The organism is Kocuria sp. ICS0012, from assembly GCF_001665945.1.
Lineage (GTDB): Bacteria > Actinomycetota > Actinomycetes > Actinomycetales > Micrococcaceae > Kocuria > Kocuria marina.
This window is the reverse complement of the sequence record NZ_LZMM01000024.1, coordinates 43,242-58,478: the sequence shown is the minus strand read 5'-3', so window position 1 is coordinate 58,478 and position 15,237 is coordinate 43,242. Positions and strand designations below refer to the sequence as shown.

Annotated in this window: 16 protein-coding genes; 5 read left to right on the top strand and 11 right to left on the bottom strand. The window is 70.0% G+C overall.

Annotated elements, in window-relative coordinates; translation table 11 throughout:
* Positions 1 to 75: 75 nt before the first annotated feature.
* Positions 76 to 1,827, bottom strand: a complete 1,752-nt coding sequence (locus A5728_RS02835) for an alpha/beta hydrolase (protein ID WP_064845606.1) — start codon at positions 1,825 to 1,827, stop codon at positions 76 to 78.
* A 215-nt stretch (positions 1,828 to 2,042) separates the two neighbouring features.
* Positions 2,043 to 2,996, bottom strand: a complete 954-nt coding sequence (locus tag A5728_RS02830) for a hypothetical protein (RefSeq protein WP_231885482.1) — start codon at positions 2,994 to 2,996, stop codon at positions 2,043 to 2,045.
* A gap of 124 nt (positions 2,997 to 3,120) precedes the next feature.
* Between A5728_RS02830 and rlmC the strand changes: the two genes are divergently transcribed.
* The gene (gene rlmC / locus A5728_RS02825) at positions 3,121 to 4,260 is read left to right on the top strand and encodes a 23S rRNA (uracil(747)-C(5))-methyltransferase RlmC (RefSeq protein ID WP_064845605.1); all 1,140 of its coding nucleotides are present in this window, start codon (positions 3,121 to 3,123) and stop codon (positions 4,258 to 4,260) included.
* Positions 4,261 to 4,427: 167 nt separating this feature from the next.
* Here the strand turns inward: rlmC and A5728_RS02820 are convergent, their stop codons facing one another.
* From A5728_RS02820 to A5728_RS02810, 3 genes are all read right to left on the bottom strand, one after another.
* Positions 4,428 to 4,958 carry a gluconokinase gene (locus A5728_RS02820; protein ID WP_231885481.1) on the bottom strand — a complete coding sequence of 177 codons (531 nt, stop codon included), beginning with the start codon at positions 4,956 to 4,958 and terminating at the stop codon, positions 4,428 to 4,430.
* A gap of 5 nt (positions 4,959 to 4,963) precedes the next feature.
* Positions 4,964 to 6,193 (bottom strand): D-mannonate dehydratase ManD, encoded by a 1,230-nt coding sequence (gene manD, locus A5728_RS02815; RefSeq protein WP_064845604.1) that lies wholly within the window; start codon positions 6,191 to 6,193, stop codon positions 4,964 to 4,966.
* Positions 6,194 to 6,381: 188 nt separating this feature from the next.
* A complete protein-coding gene (locus A5728_RS02810) occupies positions 6,382 to 6,639 on the bottom strand; it encodes a hypothetical protein (protein ID WP_064845603.1) in 258 nt (85 codons plus the stop codon).
* 18 nt (positions 6,640 to 6,657) lie between these two features.
* Between A5728_RS02810 and A5728_RS02805 the strand changes: the two genes are divergently transcribed.
* From A5728_RS02805 to A5728_RS02795, 3 genes are all read left to right on the top strand, one after another.
* Entirely contained in the window at positions 6,658 to 7,143 is a 486-nt protein-coding gene (locus A5728_RS02805; RefSeq protein WP_064845602.1) for a rhomboid-like protein, read from the top strand.
* 261 nt (positions 7,144 to 7,404) lie between these two features.
* Entirely contained in the window at positions 7,405 to 8,016 is a 612-nt protein-coding gene (locus A5728_RS02800) for a GntR family transcriptional regulator (RefSeq protein ID WP_064845601.1), read from the top strand.
* Complete coding sequence (locus A5728_RS02795) at positions 8,013 to 9,236, top strand: MFS transporter (protein WP_064845600.1); 1,224 nt, start codon at positions 8,013 to 8,015, stop codon at positions 9,234 to 9,236. The genes A5728_RS02800 and A5728_RS02795 overlap by 4 nt, the downstream gene beginning before the upstream one ends.
* Before the next feature lie 79 nt (positions 9,237 to 9,315).
* On the opposite strand, the gene A5728_RS02790 is transcribed toward A5728_RS02795, so the two are convergent.
* Positions 9,316 to 10,065 (bottom strand): sulfite exporter TauE/SafE family protein, encoded by a 750-nt coding sequence (locus A5728_RS02790; protein WP_064845599.1) that lies wholly within the window; start codon positions 10,063 to 10,065, stop codon positions 9,316 to 9,318.
* Between the two features lie 149 nt (positions 10,066 to 10,214).
* Between A5728_RS02790 and A5728_RS02785 the strand changes: the two genes are divergently transcribed.
* Positions 10,215 to 11,231 (top strand): urea transporter, encoded by a 1,017-nt coding sequence (locus A5728_RS02785; protein WP_064845598.1) that lies wholly within the window; start codon positions 10,215 to 10,217, stop codon positions 11,229 to 11,231.
* Here A5728_RS02785 and A5728_RS02780 read toward each other — a convergent pair.
* The 5 genes from A5728_RS02780 to ureE are packed head-to-tail and all read right to left on the bottom strand — an operon-like array spanning position 11,192 to position 15,222.
* Positions 11,192 to 12,253, bottom strand: a complete 1,062-nt coding sequence (locus A5728_RS02780) for a HoxN/HupN/NixA family nickel/cobalt transporter (RefSeq protein ID WP_064845597.1) — start codon at positions 12,251 to 12,253, stop codon at positions 11,192 to 11,194. The two genes, A5728_RS02785 and A5728_RS02780, sit on opposite strands and share 40 nt — an antisense overlap.
* 18 nt (positions 12,254 to 12,271) lie before the next feature.
* Positions 12,272 to 13,273, bottom strand: a complete 1,002-nt coding sequence (locus A5728_RS02775) for an urease accessory protein UreD (protein ID WP_231885480.1) — start codon at positions 13,271 to 13,273, stop codon at positions 12,272 to 12,274.
* Positions 13,270 to 13,881, bottom strand: coding sequence for an urease accessory protein UreG (ureG, locus tag A5728_RS02770; RefSeq protein WP_035964924.1), 612 nt, complete (start codon positions 13,879 to 13,881; stop codon positions 13,270 to 13,272). The genes A5728_RS02775 and ureG overlap by 4 nt, the downstream gene beginning before the upstream one ends.
* A 34-nt stretch (positions 13,882 to 13,915) precedes the next feature.
* The gene (locus A5728_RS02765; protein ID WP_064845596.1) at positions 13,916 to 14,737 is read right to left on the bottom strand and encodes an urease accessory protein UreF; all 822 of its coding nucleotides are present in this window, start codon (positions 14,735 to 14,737) and stop codon (positions 13,916 to 13,918) included.
* The gene (gene ureE, locus A5728_RS02760; protein WP_064845595.1) at positions 14,737 to 15,222 is read right to left on the bottom strand and encodes an urease accessory protein UreE; all 486 of its coding nucleotides are present in this window, start codon (positions 15,220 to 15,222) and stop codon (positions 14,737 to 14,739) included. The genes A5728_RS02765 and ureE overlap by 1 nt, the downstream gene beginning before the upstream one ends.
* Between the last annotated feature and the right edge of the window lie 15 nt (positions 15,223 to 15,237).

The following is a 15,237-nucleotide window of genomic DNA, read 5'->3' as shown; positions in this document are numbered from 1 at the left end:
AACGCCACCCGTGCGGGGCTCCTGAGTCATTTGCCGGCGGCTGTCATCGGCCCGCTGTCCCGTACACGCCGCGGTTCACACCTCGGGCACGTACGCCAGGACGTAATCCACCATCCGGCGGCACGATTCCGTGGCGAACAGCGAGTGGTCCAACGGGTCCAGGACGGTGAGCGTGCTGCGCGGGCCCAGGCGCTGAGGTGTGACCCCGCAGTGCTTGGCATCGGCGGGTCCGAAGACCGCGTCCACCGTGAGTCCGGGGATCTTGGCGAGCCGGCGCAGCGTGGGTTGCGGGACGTCGATGACCCCCACCCCGGCCGCGAGCGCATTGACCCGAGGTGACGCGTTGCGGGCGCGGTGACGGGTGCCGCGTACCACGGTGCGCGCCGTCGTCCCCACGTAGGCGTTGAGCCCGGCCAGGACGGCATCCCAGCGGGAGCCGGCGGGTGCGTCGTCGGCGGCGGGAGCGGACGACGGCGCTGCCGCCGCCTCGTCCTGCCCGGGCAGGGTTGGGGCCAGGGGGCCGCCGCGCAGGCCCTGGCGCCAGTAGCGCCACGGTGCCCGCTGCCACGCAACGTTGTTGATGACCATGAGCGTGAGTCGTTCGCTCACGGTTGCGGGCAGTCCGTGGGCCGAGGCCACCAGGCCCCACGCGCCCAGACAGATGCCCGCCCCCAGGAGCGGACCGTCCGTGAGTTCGCTCAGGTGCATCACGAGTTCCCGGGACTCGGTGAGCGTGTGGTGAGCGTACGGGTTGGAGTCCTGCGTGATGTCCGAGCGCACGAGCTCACCGGTGTCGGAGCGTTCGGCGAGCAAGCACACGGCGCCGCGCGCGGACGCGAGCAGCGCGGTGCGCAGCCACAGACCGCCGGAGGCCTCCATGACCTCCGAACCCGGGGAGATGAACGCCAGCCCGGGGGCGTCGTGGTCGCGGGTCACCGGCTCGGTGATGATGGCCGGGCGTCGGGCGGCCCCGCTGGTCGAGCGCCGCAGCACCACGGGTGTCCCGGCCACGTCCACGGTGATCTCCTGCTCGGGGACCAGGCCGTCCCCGTCGGGACGAGCGGTGTCATCCGGCGTCGTCCCGGCCGAGGCGGCGTCCAGCGCGGTGCGCACGGTGGCGATCAGACGGGCGGGGACGGCAGCCGCGCGGGGGTGCACGTTGATCGGGAGGGCGCCTGCTTCTTCGTCGGACAGGATGCGGATCCGACGATCGGGACCGTCCGCGGGCTCGGGAAGCGCCTTGAGCGCGGCCGCGCCGTGCGAGGACAGCTGCAGGTTCATCAGTTCCGTGCCCTCGCTCACGCGGGGCGGTAGGTCGGGCCCGCCCATGCGGCGCAGCGCGCTCTGGTGGCGCACCCACTGCTTACCGGACACGGGGGCCAGCACCAGCCGGGAGGCCCAGCCATGATCCCCGGTGGCGGCGAGCACGGTGCCGCCCAGGCTGAAGCCCACCCCGTGGACGGGACCGTGGGAGCTCGCCCAATCGCGGACGGTGATCAGGTCGTCGACCCACAGTCCGGCGTCCACGGCTTCCTCGGCGGTGGGGCTCTGACCGGTCCCGGACCAGTCGAGGCGCACCACACGCCACCCGTGAGCGGCCAGCGCCCGGGCCGTGTGGATCATGCTGCGGGTCAGGGTCACGCGATCGCGTCCCGGGGACCCCACGATGATGACGGTCCCGCCGCGCTCGGTGGCCGTGGGTTCGTGCACGTCCACCGCGATCCACCGGTTCCCGGCAGGCACCCACCCGTGGCGTACGGAGTCCTCCTCGCGAACGCGTGAGCGGTGGCCGGGCCTGGAACGGCGCAGCTGCGAGTACGTGAGCATGAATGATCCCCCAAGTAATACGTGTCTCCGCCGCGGGCGTCCGGTTCTTCCCCAAGAACCTCGGCGCGCTTGCCCCCTGACGAACTTTTGCCCAGACTAACCATTTTCCCCGGGACGGGCGGAGTGAACTGTGCAAAAGCATACGCCTTTGGCACGTGATTCCGGGGTTCCCGAGGGGAAATGCCTGCCCTCCCTTTAGGGGGTACTTAGGGCAGTTACCGGGTTTTCGCGGGGTCCCGCAGGTCGATCCCGAAGACCCGCTTCACCGCAGTGGTCACGTGGCGGCCATAGCGCTGCGAGGACGGCGTCGAGGAGAACGGCAGGAACCTACCGGGGACGTCCGGGTGGGTGATCTTCCCGTGGGTGGGCCCGGACGTGGTGACTTCGAAGCCCGCCCCGCGCAACCGTTCGAGCAGTTCCCTGCGGTTGGTGGGATAGCGGGTGCCGCTGCCCCCGGGTTTCGCGCCGGTGTGGTCGAGGGAGTCGGGGGTGTCCGCCCAGGTCTCGTCCGGGCGCCGGGCGATCGCCCACCCGCTGCGGTAGATCCCCACCACGCGGTGCTCCGCCCGGGTCACCTGCACGCACAGCCGGCCGCGCACGTAGTAGTCGGTGCGCCCGAGGTCCGCAGTCCAGGTGTCCTCGGGGTCCGCCACGACGGCTTGCAGCGCGCTCTCGCTCACATCCCACACGCCCTGTACGACGACGCCGTCCGCGGGTACCTCGAGCGCCGGGGCCCCCGACAGATCGGAGTCCACGGTGTAGAACGCACGCTCGGGGGCAGTGGTGTCGGGGGTGATGCCCGCGCGCAACAGGCGAACGAACTCCGCGAGCTGCGGGTCCACCGTGAGCTCGCGTGGTGCTTCGGACGCGATGGGCGTGGTGGGTTCCCCGGCGGGGACCGTGCGCGGCCCGGGGCCCGGTTTGGGTGCCCCGTCCGCGGCAGGAACAGCACGGGTGCCGTCCGCGCCGGGAACTGTTCGGGGCCCGGGACCTGACCGAGGCGTCCCGTCCGGCGCTGCTCCGGCCCGAGGTTCGGAGTCATCGCCGACGGCGTCCGCGTCCCCTTGCCGCTCGGAAGGACGCCACGAGGTGTAGTCCACCGGGCGGACGCCCAGTGCGGGGTCCTTGCGGCCGCGCATCGCGGCGGGGGAGGGGTGCGGGGTGCTCATGGCAGGTCCTCGGGCGGAAGGGGTGGTGTCCGTGCCACGCTGTCACGATACCGCCGGGATTACCAGCGGGCGGGCGGCCCGAGTGGGGAAGGGGCGCGTGCGGCGTCGTCGTAGAATCGAGCGGGTGGAATGCGGATATTACGATCGGGACCTGTGCCGATCCTGCACGGTGATCGAGGTACCCTACGCGCGGCAGCTCGCTCGCAAACAACAGCTCGTGCGCGACCTCGTGGACTCACACGGTGAGCCGCGGTGGCTCGAGCCGGTCGCGTCCGTGGAGGCGGGGTTCCGCAACAAGGCCAAGATGGTCGTGGCCGGGAAGGTCGGCGCACCGACCCTAGGCATCCTGGACCGCGGGGGCCGCGGGATCGACCTGCGCGACTGCCCGCTCTACCCCGAACCCGTGACGCGCGCGCTCCACGCGCTCGCCGAGTTCATCGCGAGGGTGCGGCTGTTGCCGTACGACGTGGCCAAGCGGCGCGGCGAGCTCAAACACCTGATCGTCACGGGGAACCCGGACGGGCGGCTCATGATCCGGTTCGTGCTGCGCAGCACCGGGCAGCTGGCCAAGATCCGGGACAACACGGATCTGCTGCGCGAGCTCGTGCCGCACGCGGACGTGCTCTCCGTGAACATCCAGCCCGAGCACAAGGCCGTGATCGAGGGCGCCGAGGAGATCCTGCTCTCGCGGCAGGGCGAGCTGATCATGCCGGTCAACGGCATCGACCTGCGAGTCCGGCCGCGCTCGTTCTTCCAGACGAACACACGGGTCACGGAGCAGCTGTACCGCCAGGTCGCGGACTGGGTGGACGCCGTGGACCCGGCGAGCGTGTGGGACCTGTACTGCGGGGTCGGGGGTTTCGCGCTGCATGTCGCCGCTCCCACGCGCGAGGTCGTGGGCACCGAGATCTCCGCCGAGGCCGTGGCCTCCGCCCGGGACACCGCCCGCGCCATGGAGCTACCGGATGAGGGCCCGGGCTCCGTGCGTTTCCTCGCCGACGACGCCGCCGCGACCCCCGCGGATCTGCCCGGCACCCCGGAGCTCGCGATCGTCAACCCGCCCCGCCGCGGGCTGGAAGCGTCCCTGTGTGCGTGGCTCGAGAACTCATCGGTGGGTCACGTCGTGTACTCGTCGTGCAACGCCACGACGCTCGCGCGGGACCTGGGCCGGATGCCGTCCTTGCGGCCCGTGGAAGCACGACTGCTGGACATGTTTCCCCACACCGGACACTACGAGGTCGCGGTCCTGCTGCGCAGGGGGTGAGGGGCGGGACTACCGGTTCGATGCCGGCGACCCGGCGAGGCTGACGACGGCCCCGGGCCCGGCGCCGTCGTCCCGGGTCGCGGACGGGCACGCGCATCGAAGAAGCGTCCCGGGGTGCCCTGTCGAGCACCCTGGGACGCTTCGGATGCTTGCCGCGAAGGCGTGGACTACGAGTTCGCCGCCGCGATGGCCCGCAGCTTGGTCACTGCCTCGTTCACCATGTCCGGCACGGACTGATCGATGTCGAGCTTGTAGCCGCCCTCCTCCTGCGCGAGCGGCTCGAGGGTGTCCAGCTGGGACTGCAACAGCGTGGCCGGCATGAAGTGCCCGCTGCGGCCCTCGATCCGCCGGGTCAGCACCGCCACGGACCCGTCCAGGTGCAGGAACAACGCCGACGGCGCTTGCGAGCGGATCCGTTCCCGGTACTTGCGCTTGAGCGCGGAGCACGCGATCACCATGCCCTCGTGCTGTTCACCCCGCTCGTGCAGTGTGCGGCCCACGATCTCGAGCCAGGGCCAGCGGTCGTCGTCGTCGAGCGGCGTGCCCGAGGCCATTTTCTGGACGTTCTCGATGGGGTGCAGGCTGTCCCCGTCGACGAAGTCCACACCCAGCTCGTGGGCCACGAGCGTACCGATCGTGGTCTTGCCCGACCCCGAGACGCCCATGACCACCACGAGCGGTGCGATGTCCGTGCTCACCCCGCTCACCGGTCGTGCACCGTGCCGTCGGTGAGGCGGTTGTAGGGCAGGTGCGCGGTGGTGTACTCGTACTTCTCCGCCTCATCCTCGTAGATCTCCACGCCCAGGCCCGGGGTGTCGGAGGGGTGCAGCAGACCGTTCTCGAACGTCATGTGCTGATGGAAGACCTGGTTGGTCTTCTCCGAGTGAGGCATGTACTCCTGCAGGCCGAAGTTGTGGATGGCCATGCCCACGTGCAGCTGCGCCGCGAAGCCCACGGGGGAGACGTCCGTGGAGCCGTGGAAGCCGGACTTGACCTGGTACATCGCGGCGTAGTCCATGACCTTCTTCAGCGGGGAGATCCCGCCGAAGTGCGTGGACGCGCAGCGCACGTAGTCGATCAGCTGTTCGGAGATCAGGTCCTTGATGTCCCAGATCGTGTTGAAGACCTTGCCGATGGCGAGCGGCTGCGTGGTGTGCTGACGCACCAGCCGCAGGGCCTCCTGGTTCTCCGCCGGGGTGCAGTCCTCGAGCCAGAACAGGTCGTAGGGCTCGAGCGACTTGCCGAGCTTGGCGGCCTGGATGGGAGTCATGCGGTGGTGGCCGTCGTGCAACAGGGGCAGCTCCGGGCCGAACTCGTTGCGCACGGCCTCGAAGACGGACGGAATGTGGCTCAGGTACGCGCGGGTGTCCCAGTCCTCCTCCGTGGGCAGCGCGGCACGCTGTGCCGGCTGGTAGTCGGAGCGCTCGCCGGAGGCCTGCGGCTGGGCGGCCACGCCGTACAGCGCGGTGATCCCCGGGACCGAGGACTGCACGCGGATCGCGGTGTAGCCGTGCTCCTGCTCGGAGCGGATCGAGTCGAAGATCTCCTCGGTGTCCCGCCCGGAGGCGTGGCCGTACGTGGACAGCCCGCGGCGGGAGGCGCCACCGAGCAGCTGGTACACCGGCATGCCGGCCACCTTGCCCTTGATGTCCCACAGGGCCATGTCCACCGCGGCGATCGCGGCCATGGTCACGGGGCCGCGGCGCCAGTAGCCGGAGCGGTACAGGAACTGCCACGTGTCCTCGATGTTTGCCGGGTCGCGGTCGATCAGCAGGGGTGCCACGTGGTCGGACAGGTACGTGGCCACCGCCAGTTCGCGGCCGTTGAGGGTCGCGTCACCGATCCCGGTGACACCCTCGTCGGTCGTGAGCTTGAGCGTCACGAAGTTGCGTGAGGGACTGGTGACGATGACCTTGGCTTCGGTGATCTTCATGGTGTTTCCTCTCTGGAACGGTGGGCCCGCTCGATTATGGCGGATCAGCGTGTGGACGGGCCGGACCCGTCGCCGCGCTCGGACGGCACGGACGTGCCCTGGGTGGTCATGGGGAGGGAATCCAGGGCCGTGGGGCCGAGGCGGTCGGTGCGGGTCCCCGCGGGAGCCGGGACCTCACCGGGGTGCAGCTACTCATGGCGCAGCGAACGGTTGGCCTCGATGGACTTCATGATGTCCTTGAACTTTGCCTCCGTGAGCGGGTAGCCGGCCATGATGAGCATGACGATCAGGAAGATCACCGCGGGGATCAACCCGCCCGCGACCGCCATGCCGTTCACGGTGTCCGGGCTCTGCTGCGGGGCGTGCTGGTCGAACGCCACGACCACGAGCGGCAGGGCGCGCTCGGCGAGGGAGAGTTCCTCGTGGAGCAGTCCACGAGTCTGCATTAGCTGGGCATCAATCCGGTGACCGTTCTGCTGCGCAGCGCCATGTACGTCTCACCCATCGAGCTCGCGGTGTGGTGGGTCGCGTTCTCCCTGGTCGTGGTGCCCAGGGAACATCGCTCCGGGTGGCGGCGCGTGTTCGCCGGCTTCGTGATCGGGCACGTGGGTGCCACCGTGTCCACCGCGGCACTGCAGATGTGGGAGGCCCAGGCCTTCCCGAATCCCGACCTGATCCCGGAACGGATCGACGTGGGCGCGAGCTACGGGTTCTTCGCGTTCGCCGCGCTGGCCACCTATCACGGTTCCGCGCGCCGCAGGCTCCTGTGGGCCGCGGGGCTCGTGGCCGCGGCGGCCGGGGGAATGGGCCTGGATTTCGGATGGACGGCCATCGGGCACGCGATCGCGGTGCTGCTGGGTTTCGCGTGCTACCGACTCGTGAATCCCGACGCCGCCGTGCACCACGAGGCGCGCGTCCGGGCTCGGCGGCTGTACGAGATGGAGCACTGATCCGGCACGGGCCTCGGTCCCGTGGGTTCGGATCGGCAGAGTTGGACCGCGCTACGGATTGCGACGGCGCAGCATAGTTCGACGACGCTGCGGAGCCACTCGTCCCGGTTGCCCGAGTGACGTGCGACACTTAGTATGCAGCTTGTATCTATGCAACCCGCGGACTGATCGCCGCGGGTTGCCGCTCGCCCCACACCCCGGGGCACGCGGCCGTGCCAGCGGGTACGGAACCGGCCGGAGCGACGTCGAACAGGGAGCACCATGGCGTACAACGCGGCCGAGCGCGCGTACGAGCACGTCAAGGCCAGGATCCTCACGGGGGAGCTGGACGGGCACATGTTGTCCGAGGGCGTCTTCGCCACGGAGCTGGGGGTCTCCCGGACTCCGGTCCGTGAGGCGTTCCTGCGGCTCCAGGTGGAGGGGCTCATGCGGCTCTACCCCAAGCGTGGTGCGCTCGTGGTGCCGGTGGGCCCGCACGAGTCCCGCGAGGTGCTCGCTGCGCGGCGGGTCGTGGAATGCGCGAGCGTGAAGGAGGCGATCGGGGATCCCGATCTGCCCGACACCCTCGCCGACCTCCTGGAACAGCAGCGAAAGGCTGCGGGCACGCCGCGATTCGGTGAGCTGGATGCCGCGTTCCACACCGCTCTCGTGGAGGCCGCGGGCAACAGTCTGTTGAGCGGTTTCTACCAGGGGTTGCGGGACCGGCAGATCCGGTTGATCGCCACCGCGGTGCGCACGGCCCAGGAGCGGTCTGACGAGATCCTGGCGCAGCACGCGGAGATCGTGGCGGGCGTTCGGGAAAAAGATACGGAACGGGTGGAAGCCCTGTTGGCGGAGCATTTGCAGCGCGTGTACGAAGGGATCGTGTCATGAGTGTGAAACCCTGGATGAGGGTCAGTTCGGCGCTGTTGGCGGTGGCGTGGGGTGGCAATGAGTTCACCCCGTTGCTCGTCATGTACCGCACGGTGGAGGGGTACGAACAGGTGGCCGTGGACATGCTCCTGGCCGCGTACGTCCTGGGGATCGTGCCGGCCCTGTTGATCGGCGGGCCGTTGTCCGATCGGCACGGGCGGCGGGCACTGATGATCCCCGCGCCCATCCTCGCGATGGTGGGCAGCATCCTGTTGGCCATGGGGGCCGGGAGTCTGGTGCTGCTTTTCGTGGGCCGGGTCTTCTCCGGGCTGGCCCTGGGACTGGGCATGGCCGTGGGGACCTCGTGGATCAAGGAGCTCTCCGATCGGCCGTACGAGGAGCACCCGGAGCGAGTCTCGGGCGCTCGCAGGGCGTCCCTGTCGCTCACGGCCGGTTTCGCCCTGGGTGCCGTGATCGCAGCGACGCTCGCCCAGTTCGCCCCGCTGCAAACCGTGTTGCCGTACGTGATCAACCTCTTGATCTGTCTGCCCGCGGTCCTGCTGGTCGCGGGAGCACCCGAGACCCGCTACGCAAGCGCACCGCACGGCTCCCTCCTGTCCGATCTGAAGATCCCGGCCACGCGTCAGCACCGGTTCTGGTTCGTGGTGGCGCCGTCCGCGCCCTGGGTGTTCGGATGCGCGGCGTCCTCGTACGCGATACTCCCGGCGCTCATGGCGGACGTCGTGGGCCCGGACTACGGCATCGCGTTCTCGGGGCTCATGTGCCTGGTGGGCCTGGGCTGCGGGTTCTTCATCCAGCCCCTGGGCCGTCATCTGGACCGGGACGGTTCCATCCGTTCGCTCGCCGTGGGCATGGTCGCGGTGATCCTGGGCATGCTCACCGGGGTGGCCGCCGCCTCGACCCTGAACATCCTGGTGGTCCTCGCGGCCTCCGGGGTCCTGGGTTGCGGCTACGGGCTCGTGCTGGTCTCCGGGTTGCAGGAGGTCCAACGCATCGCCCGCCCGGACGACCTCGCGGGACTCACCGCGGTCTTCTACTCCCTGACCTACATGGGCTTCTTCGTGCCCATGGTCCTCGCACTGATCGCCCGGTTCACGTCCTACCCGTGGCTGTTCGCCTCCGGTGCCGTGATCGCGGCCCTGTGCCTGGGCGTCATGGCCTACGGGCGGCGGCACGAGGTGCGCGACCTGGACGCGCTCGAGGCGGCGGCCGCGCGGTAGCAGGGGCAGCGGCGTCGTCGTCCCGTGACGAATGCGCCCGTATGGCGGATGATGCCGGGTCGTCGCGGGGCGGCCGTGCTCAGCCGAGGACCAGGGTCGCCGCGCCGCGCAACAGGACGACGACGCCGCCCGCGGCCGCGAGCGCCATGGCCAGTTTCTGCGCGGTCGCCTTGGTGAGGTGGCGGGACAGCCAGGTCCCCACCGCGATCCCGGCCAGGACCGTGAGCACGAGCGCGCCCACGGCCGCGAGCGCGGGGACGGGCAGGGCGAAGTGCACCCCGGCCGCGAGTTTGGAGACCACCGACAAGGCCCCCATGGACATGAATACGGGCTGCATCGTGGCCGCGAACCGGTGTTGGTCCCAGCGGGTCACGCGCGAGTAGATCACCATGGCGGGGGCCGCCACACCCGCGGTGGAGTTGAAGAATCCCCCGATCACCCCGGTCGGGACCATGGCCTTGCGACGGGAGAGCTCGGGGGTCGCGGGGGAGAAGCGCGTGACGGCGAGGCCCGCGAGCACCACCGCACCCACGGCCACCTGCAACCACGCGCTCGGCACCCAGCGCACCACGAGCGCTCCGGCCACGATCCCGGGCACGGCGGACGCGACCAGCACCGCCGCGTGCCGCCATTCCACGAATCGGCGCACGGACAGGGTGATCAGGAAACCGGAGCACGTGGTGGCCGCGTTCGTCGCGAGGACTCCCGGGCCGGGACCCATGATCAGGGACAGCACCGGTGCCACCACGAGGCCCACCCCGGTGCCGGACACCCGTTGCAGGACGGTACCCACGAGCACGGCGAGCAGGGCGGCGATGAGGATCAACATGGGCGGCTTCCGGTGAGCGGGGTCAGTGGTTCGAGGGTATCCGTGTGTGCGCCGCCGGGTGGCACCGCGTGGGATCCGTGGCGCATATCATGGGTGCTGCACCCGGGACATGGGTCGCGACCTGGGGATGACGGTAGGAGGATAGGGGCATGAACTTCCTCCGCGGCATCGTCCGGGCCCAAGGCCAGATCTTCCTGCAGGCCGGATGGGGCCCCGCGGTGTTCGCGCTCGCCGCCATGACGGTGGCGTCCGCGTGGTTCGCGCTCGCCGCGCTCGCGGGGGCGGCGGTCCAGGCAGGGTGTGCGCTGGCGCTCGCCGGGTGGGACGACGCGCGGGGCCTGCACCGTCTCCGGGAGGGCGGGACCCGGGCCCGGAGTGGCATCCCGGGACACGATCCCGAGAGCTCACGGGTCGGTGCGAGGGCCCTGGCCCGGAGCCGAGCCGGGGTGATCCCCGCAGAGGTAGACCAGGGATTGCACGGGTTCAACGGTGCCCTGACGGGGTGTGCCGCGGTGCTCGCGTGCGGGCCCGGGATCCCCGCGGCGTTGTGGACCCTCGCGGGTTCGGCGGTCTGCGCGCTGATCGTGTGGGGCGCCCCCAAACTCTCGTGGCCCGAATCCCTTCCGCTGCTCACGGGGCCGTTCTGCCTGGTCAACAGCATCGCGGTGGCCGTAGCGGCCCCGTTCGAACGGACCCAGGGAGCCGTGGTGCCCCTGGGCTCCCCCGTGCACGACGTACTCGCCGGGGCCGTGCGGGGAGCGCACCAGGTAATCCTGGGCGGTTCCGTGCTGGGCGGGCTGTTGGTGCTCGCGGGGATGTTCGCCGCCGGGTGGCGGGCCGGTGTGTGGGCGGCGGCCGGGACCCTGGTGGGCACGCTCGCCGGGTTCGTGGGGATCGGGCAGGGCCCCGCCGCATCCGGGTTGCTGGGCTACGGCGCGATGCTCGTGACCGTGGCGCTCGGTGTCGCGTTCCCCGCGCGGGGGTCCCGCATCCTGCGGATCGGGGTGCCCGTCCTGGCCGCCGCGCTCACCGTGCCGCTGTGGTGGGTCATCACGGCCGTGGGGGTCGCGCCGTACACGTGGCCCTTCGTACTCGTCACGTGGACCGTTCTGGCGCTACGCTCCCGTCAGTGGAGGGCGGGGGAGGCCCGCCACGACGAGCGGTGAACCAGAGCGAAGATGCCCCACACCGCGAGCAGCCCCGCGATCAACAACAGTCCCGCGTGGCCCAGGTCCACGGAGGCCAGGAAAGTGGTGAGCGGATCGTTCAGGTCGAACGCGGTGTTGAGCACCGCGCCCACCGTGATGAAGGCGATGAACAGGGCGGAGACCGCGGAGATGCCCGTGATCACCGCGTTGAACCCGAGTTTGCGCACGGGATCGCGCCACGTGGAGCCGTACATGCGCAGCACGGCCAGTCCGTTGAGGGAATCGCACAGGCACATGCCTGCGGCAAAGAAGAACGGCAGGGAGATCAGGGTCCACGTGGACACCCCTGCCACGGACGCGGACGCCGTGATGATCAACAAGGACACGGTGCTCGCGGTGTCGAAACCCAGACCGAAGAGGAAACCGAGCACGTAGATGTTGCGCGGGCTCTTGACCCGCTGCAGCGGCCGATCCAGGACGCGGGCGATCAACCCCTGGGACCGCATGTCCTCCTCCGTGATCCGCTGCCCGTCCGCCACCGCGCGCCGCAGCCGCCACGACCGCACGCTCGCGGTGGCGTTGTACGTTCCCAGCACCAGCAGGAAGACCCCGGACACCGTGCCACCGATGATCCCCAGCGCGGTGTTCGCGGTGGTGCCCTCCTCGATGAACGAGGACACGAACGTGGCCCCGAGCACCACCAGGACTCCCGCGAGGATCACGACCGAGCTGTGCCCCAGGCTGAACGCGAGACCCACGCTCGCCGGTCGCTTGCCCTGGGAGATGAACCGGCGGGTCGAGTTGTCGATCGCGGCGATGTGGTCCCAGTCGTAACTGTGCTTCACCCCCGTGAGGTAGCACGTGACCACGAGTCCGATGGACAAGGGAACGGAACTCTCCAGGGCCCCGGCACCCAACATGCCCAGCGCGAGGACATGCAGCAGCACCACCGCGCCCAGGGTTGCGAGCACCCGGGAGCGCAGACTCCACTCACTCACTGCCGTGCGGGTCACCGCCGTACTTTCACCGGTGCGCGTCATCTCTACCTCCAACGGACGTCAGTACTTCCTCAGGTTCACGGGCCCCTGGCCGAAGAACCGTTCGCGAACCACGGCCACCGCGGCCAGGATCAGCTCGTCGATCTCCTGCGTCGAGTTGCCCAGCACACGCAACGCGAACCCGGGCACGGCCAGGGCGGAGGCGCCGCCACGGAGGTGCCCCGCGCGCTCGGTGAGCAGCGCGCGGACGGCTGCCAGAGCGGCGTCGTTCACGCGGGGATCCAGGACCAGCAGCGAACCCACGTGGCTGAACCCCTCAAACGAGCCCACACCGTCAAACCCCGGCTCATCCCCGGAGGGTTCCAGGCGGATGTTGTCGAGCGCCACGGGGCGCCCGGACATCCGCACCTCGGTGCGCAACCGGACACTGTCGTAGCGGAACGGCTCGCCCGTGGGGGACCAGCCGGGCGTGACGACCTCCGCGAGCACCAGGGTCGCGGACGGGTCCATGTCCACGAGCGTGTGCTGCCGGTAGCGCGAGTCCCGGTAGGCGATCAATTGGTCCGGCAGGTACTCGAGCCGCGCGCCCGAGCCCAGGCACACCGTCATCTCCTGGGTCGAAAGACCCACGGGGGTGCGGTAGACCTTGGTCGCGGACTGGGTGGTCAGCAGCAGGTCCGCGCCGTCCCCGACCGTGACGGCCACGCGGTAACGGTCACCGTCCAGGTACGCGCCGCCGGGATTGACCACCGTGTAGGTCACCTGCCCACTCGCGTCCAGGTAGTGCGGGCGCAGCACGCGCAGCGCCCCGCGGTGGAACTGGTGGGTCGCCACGGAACGCCCCGGGCGCGCCGTGATTCCCAGTTCCAGTTCACCGCGCCACGTCTCTCGCGCAGTTCCGGGGGACGACGACGCCGCGGTCACCGTGTTCGCCGATGCCGCCACAGTCAGCGTGGTCGCAGCTGTCCCCGCGGTCGTCGACGCCGACTCGGACGCGTCGTCCCGCGTGGCCGTCGGCGCGGCGGAGGCGTGCGTGTCGGTCACCGGTGCGGCTGGGCTCACGCGAGGTCCTGCATGAGGACGTCGTGGCGCAACCACTCGATCACGTGCTCGAGGCCCTCGTCCGTCTTCAGATTGGTGAAGCAGAACGCCTTGTCCCCGCGGAACTGGCGGGAATCGGCCTCCATGACCGTGAGGTCCGCCCCCACGTGCGGCGCCAGGTCCGTCTTGTTGATGATGAACAGATCGGACTTGATCATGCCCTGGCCGGCCTTGCGGGGGATCTTCTCGCCCTGGGCCACGTCGATGATGTAGATCGAGAAGTCCACGAGCTCGGGGCTGAACGTGGCGGAGAGGTTGTCCCCGCCGGATTCCACGAACACGACCTCGAGGTCCGGGTGCTCCTGCTCCAACCGGTCGATCGCCGCCTGGTTCATGGAGGTGTCCTCGCGGATCGCGGTGTGGGGGCACCCGCCGGTCTCGAGTCCCACGATCCTGTCCAGGGGCAGCACGCTGTTGCGGGAGAGGATCTTGGCGTCCTCGATCGTGTAGATGTCGTTGGTGATCGCCGCCATGGAGATGTCCTGGCTCAGCGCCCGGGTGAGACGTTCGATCAACTGGGTCTTGCCCGCGCCCACCGGTCCGCCGATCCCGATCTTCACTGCCGTCATGTGGTTTATTCCTCCGTACGTTCGATGGCGCGGTTCAGCTCATGAACATGCGCGCGCGTTGGGTTTCGTGGTGCATCTGGGCGATCTCCAACCCCGGGGAGACCACGCCCAGATCGGACATGTCGAGTGCGGAGATGCGTTCCCACGCGGCCGCGACCCGGGGGCGCAGTGCCCCCAGGGTGCGCTGGCCCGCGTTCTGCCCGATGGGGATCCCGCGCACCGCGTTCTGGGTCAGCGAGGTGAGGGTGGAGAACAGGAAGGCCTGCGTGATCGCTGCCGGGGGCACACCGTGGTCCACCCCGATCAGCGCGAACACGATCGCCTGGTGGCCGTGGCACGTCCCCTCCGCCACGAGGCGGGCGTAGCGTTCCAGTCCCGGGCCGGGTAGGGACAGCGTGCCGATCTCGAGCAGCCGGCGTCCCATGGTCAGCCCGGCTTGTCGCACCTGGGCCGGTAGGGCCTGGGCGAACATGAGGGCGTCGAGTCGGACGAGGCCGGCGTCGAAGTCGGAGTCGGGTGTCGCGTCCGCCGGGGCTGCGGGGGGATCCGCGGGCGACGCCGCGCCGTCGGCGGCCGCCAGCGCGGAAGGTGCCGTGCCCGCCGAGGCTCCGTTCGCCGTCGTCCCCGCGAACAACTCCGCGGTGAGCCGCACGGCCAGACCGTCCGCGTAGACGAGCTGGTGGTCGAGGAAACGTTCCAGCCAGTCCTGGAAGCTCGCTTGGTCCGACACGGTGCCACGTTCCAGGTAGGTCTCCATGCCGAACGTGTGCGCGAACGCCCCCGTGGGCAGCGCGGAATCGCAGATCTGCAGCAGCGGCAGGAGAGATCCCGCCCAGTCCTGTGCGTCCCCGGTCATTAGTGCGTGTGCTCCGCGTGGCGGAACGGGACCGGCATCACGCGTTCCTGCCGCTCGTACGGCACGCCGTGCTCGTCCAGGTACTGGGTCACCGTGTGGTCGAACTGCACCACCATGACCTCTGCGCCGTATTCGGAGGACGTGTCGAAGAACTGGGCCTGCAGGTGCCGGTTGCCCAGCCCGTGCGCCGTCACGCCCATCTCGGTGATGGTGCGCGGGGCGATCACGAGCACGTCCGTGGCCTCGACGGACACGACGACGACGCCGCGCTCGTCCCGGAGCAGGATGTCCCCGTCCTGGAGGTCGCCGGCCGCGCCGCGCGGACTGTTCAGGCGCAACCCCAGGGTGCGGCCGTGATCCGTGGTCACGCGCTGGATCCGCTTCACGAGTTCGGAACTGGGCAGCACCACCTTCTCCACGTGCAGCCCCTGCCGTTCGGAGGGGGACAGATCGGCCAGGTTGCCCAGGACGCGGTCGACGATCACGAGATCCTCCTTGTC

Bases quoted from the DNA above. Each gene is read 5' to 3' on its own strand.
- A5728_RS02835 (WP_064845606.1), bottom strand. From the start codon at position 1,827: ATGCTCACGTACTCGCAGCTGCGCCGTTCCAGGCCCGGCCACCGCTCA.
- A5728_RS02830 (WP_231885482.1), bottom strand. From the start codon at position 2,996: ATGAGCACCCCGCACCCCTCCCCCGCCGCGATGCGCGGCCGCAAGGAC.
- manD (WP_064845604.1), bottom strand. From the start codon at position 6,193: ATGAAGATCACCGAAGCCAAGGTCATCGTCACCAGTCCCTCACGCAAC.
- A5728_RS02810 (WP_064845603.1), bottom strand. From the start codon at position 6,639: ATGCAGACTCGTGGACTGCTCCACGAGGAACTCTCCCTCGCCGAGCGC.
- A5728_RS02800 (WP_064845601.1), top strand. From the start codon at position 7,405: ATGGCGTACAACGCGGCCGAGCGCGCGTACGAGCACGTCAAGGCCAGG.
- A5728_RS02795 (WP_064845600.1), top strand. From the start codon at position 8,013: ATGAGTGTGAAACCCTGGATGAGGGTCAGTTCGGCGCTGTTGGCGGTG.
- A5728_RS02790 (WP_064845599.1), bottom strand. From the start codon at position 10,065: ATGTTGATCCTCATCGCCGCCCTGCTCGCCGTGCTCGTGGGTACCGTC.
- A5728_RS02785 (WP_064845598.1), top strand. From the start codon at position 10,215: ATGAACTTCCTCCGCGGCATCGTCCGGGCCCAAGGCCAGATCTTCCTG.
- A5728_RS02780 (WP_064845597.1), bottom strand. From the start codon at position 12,253: ATGACGCGCACCGGTGAAAGTACGGCGGTGACCCGCACGGCAGTGAGT.
- ureG (WP_035964924.1), bottom strand. From the start codon at position 13,881: ATGACGGCAGTGAAGATCGGGATCGGCGGACCGGTGGGCGCGGGCAAG.
- A5728_RS02765 (WP_064845596.1), bottom strand. From the start codon at position 14,737: ATGACCGGGGACGCACAGGACTGGGCGGGATCTCTCCTGCCGCTGCTG.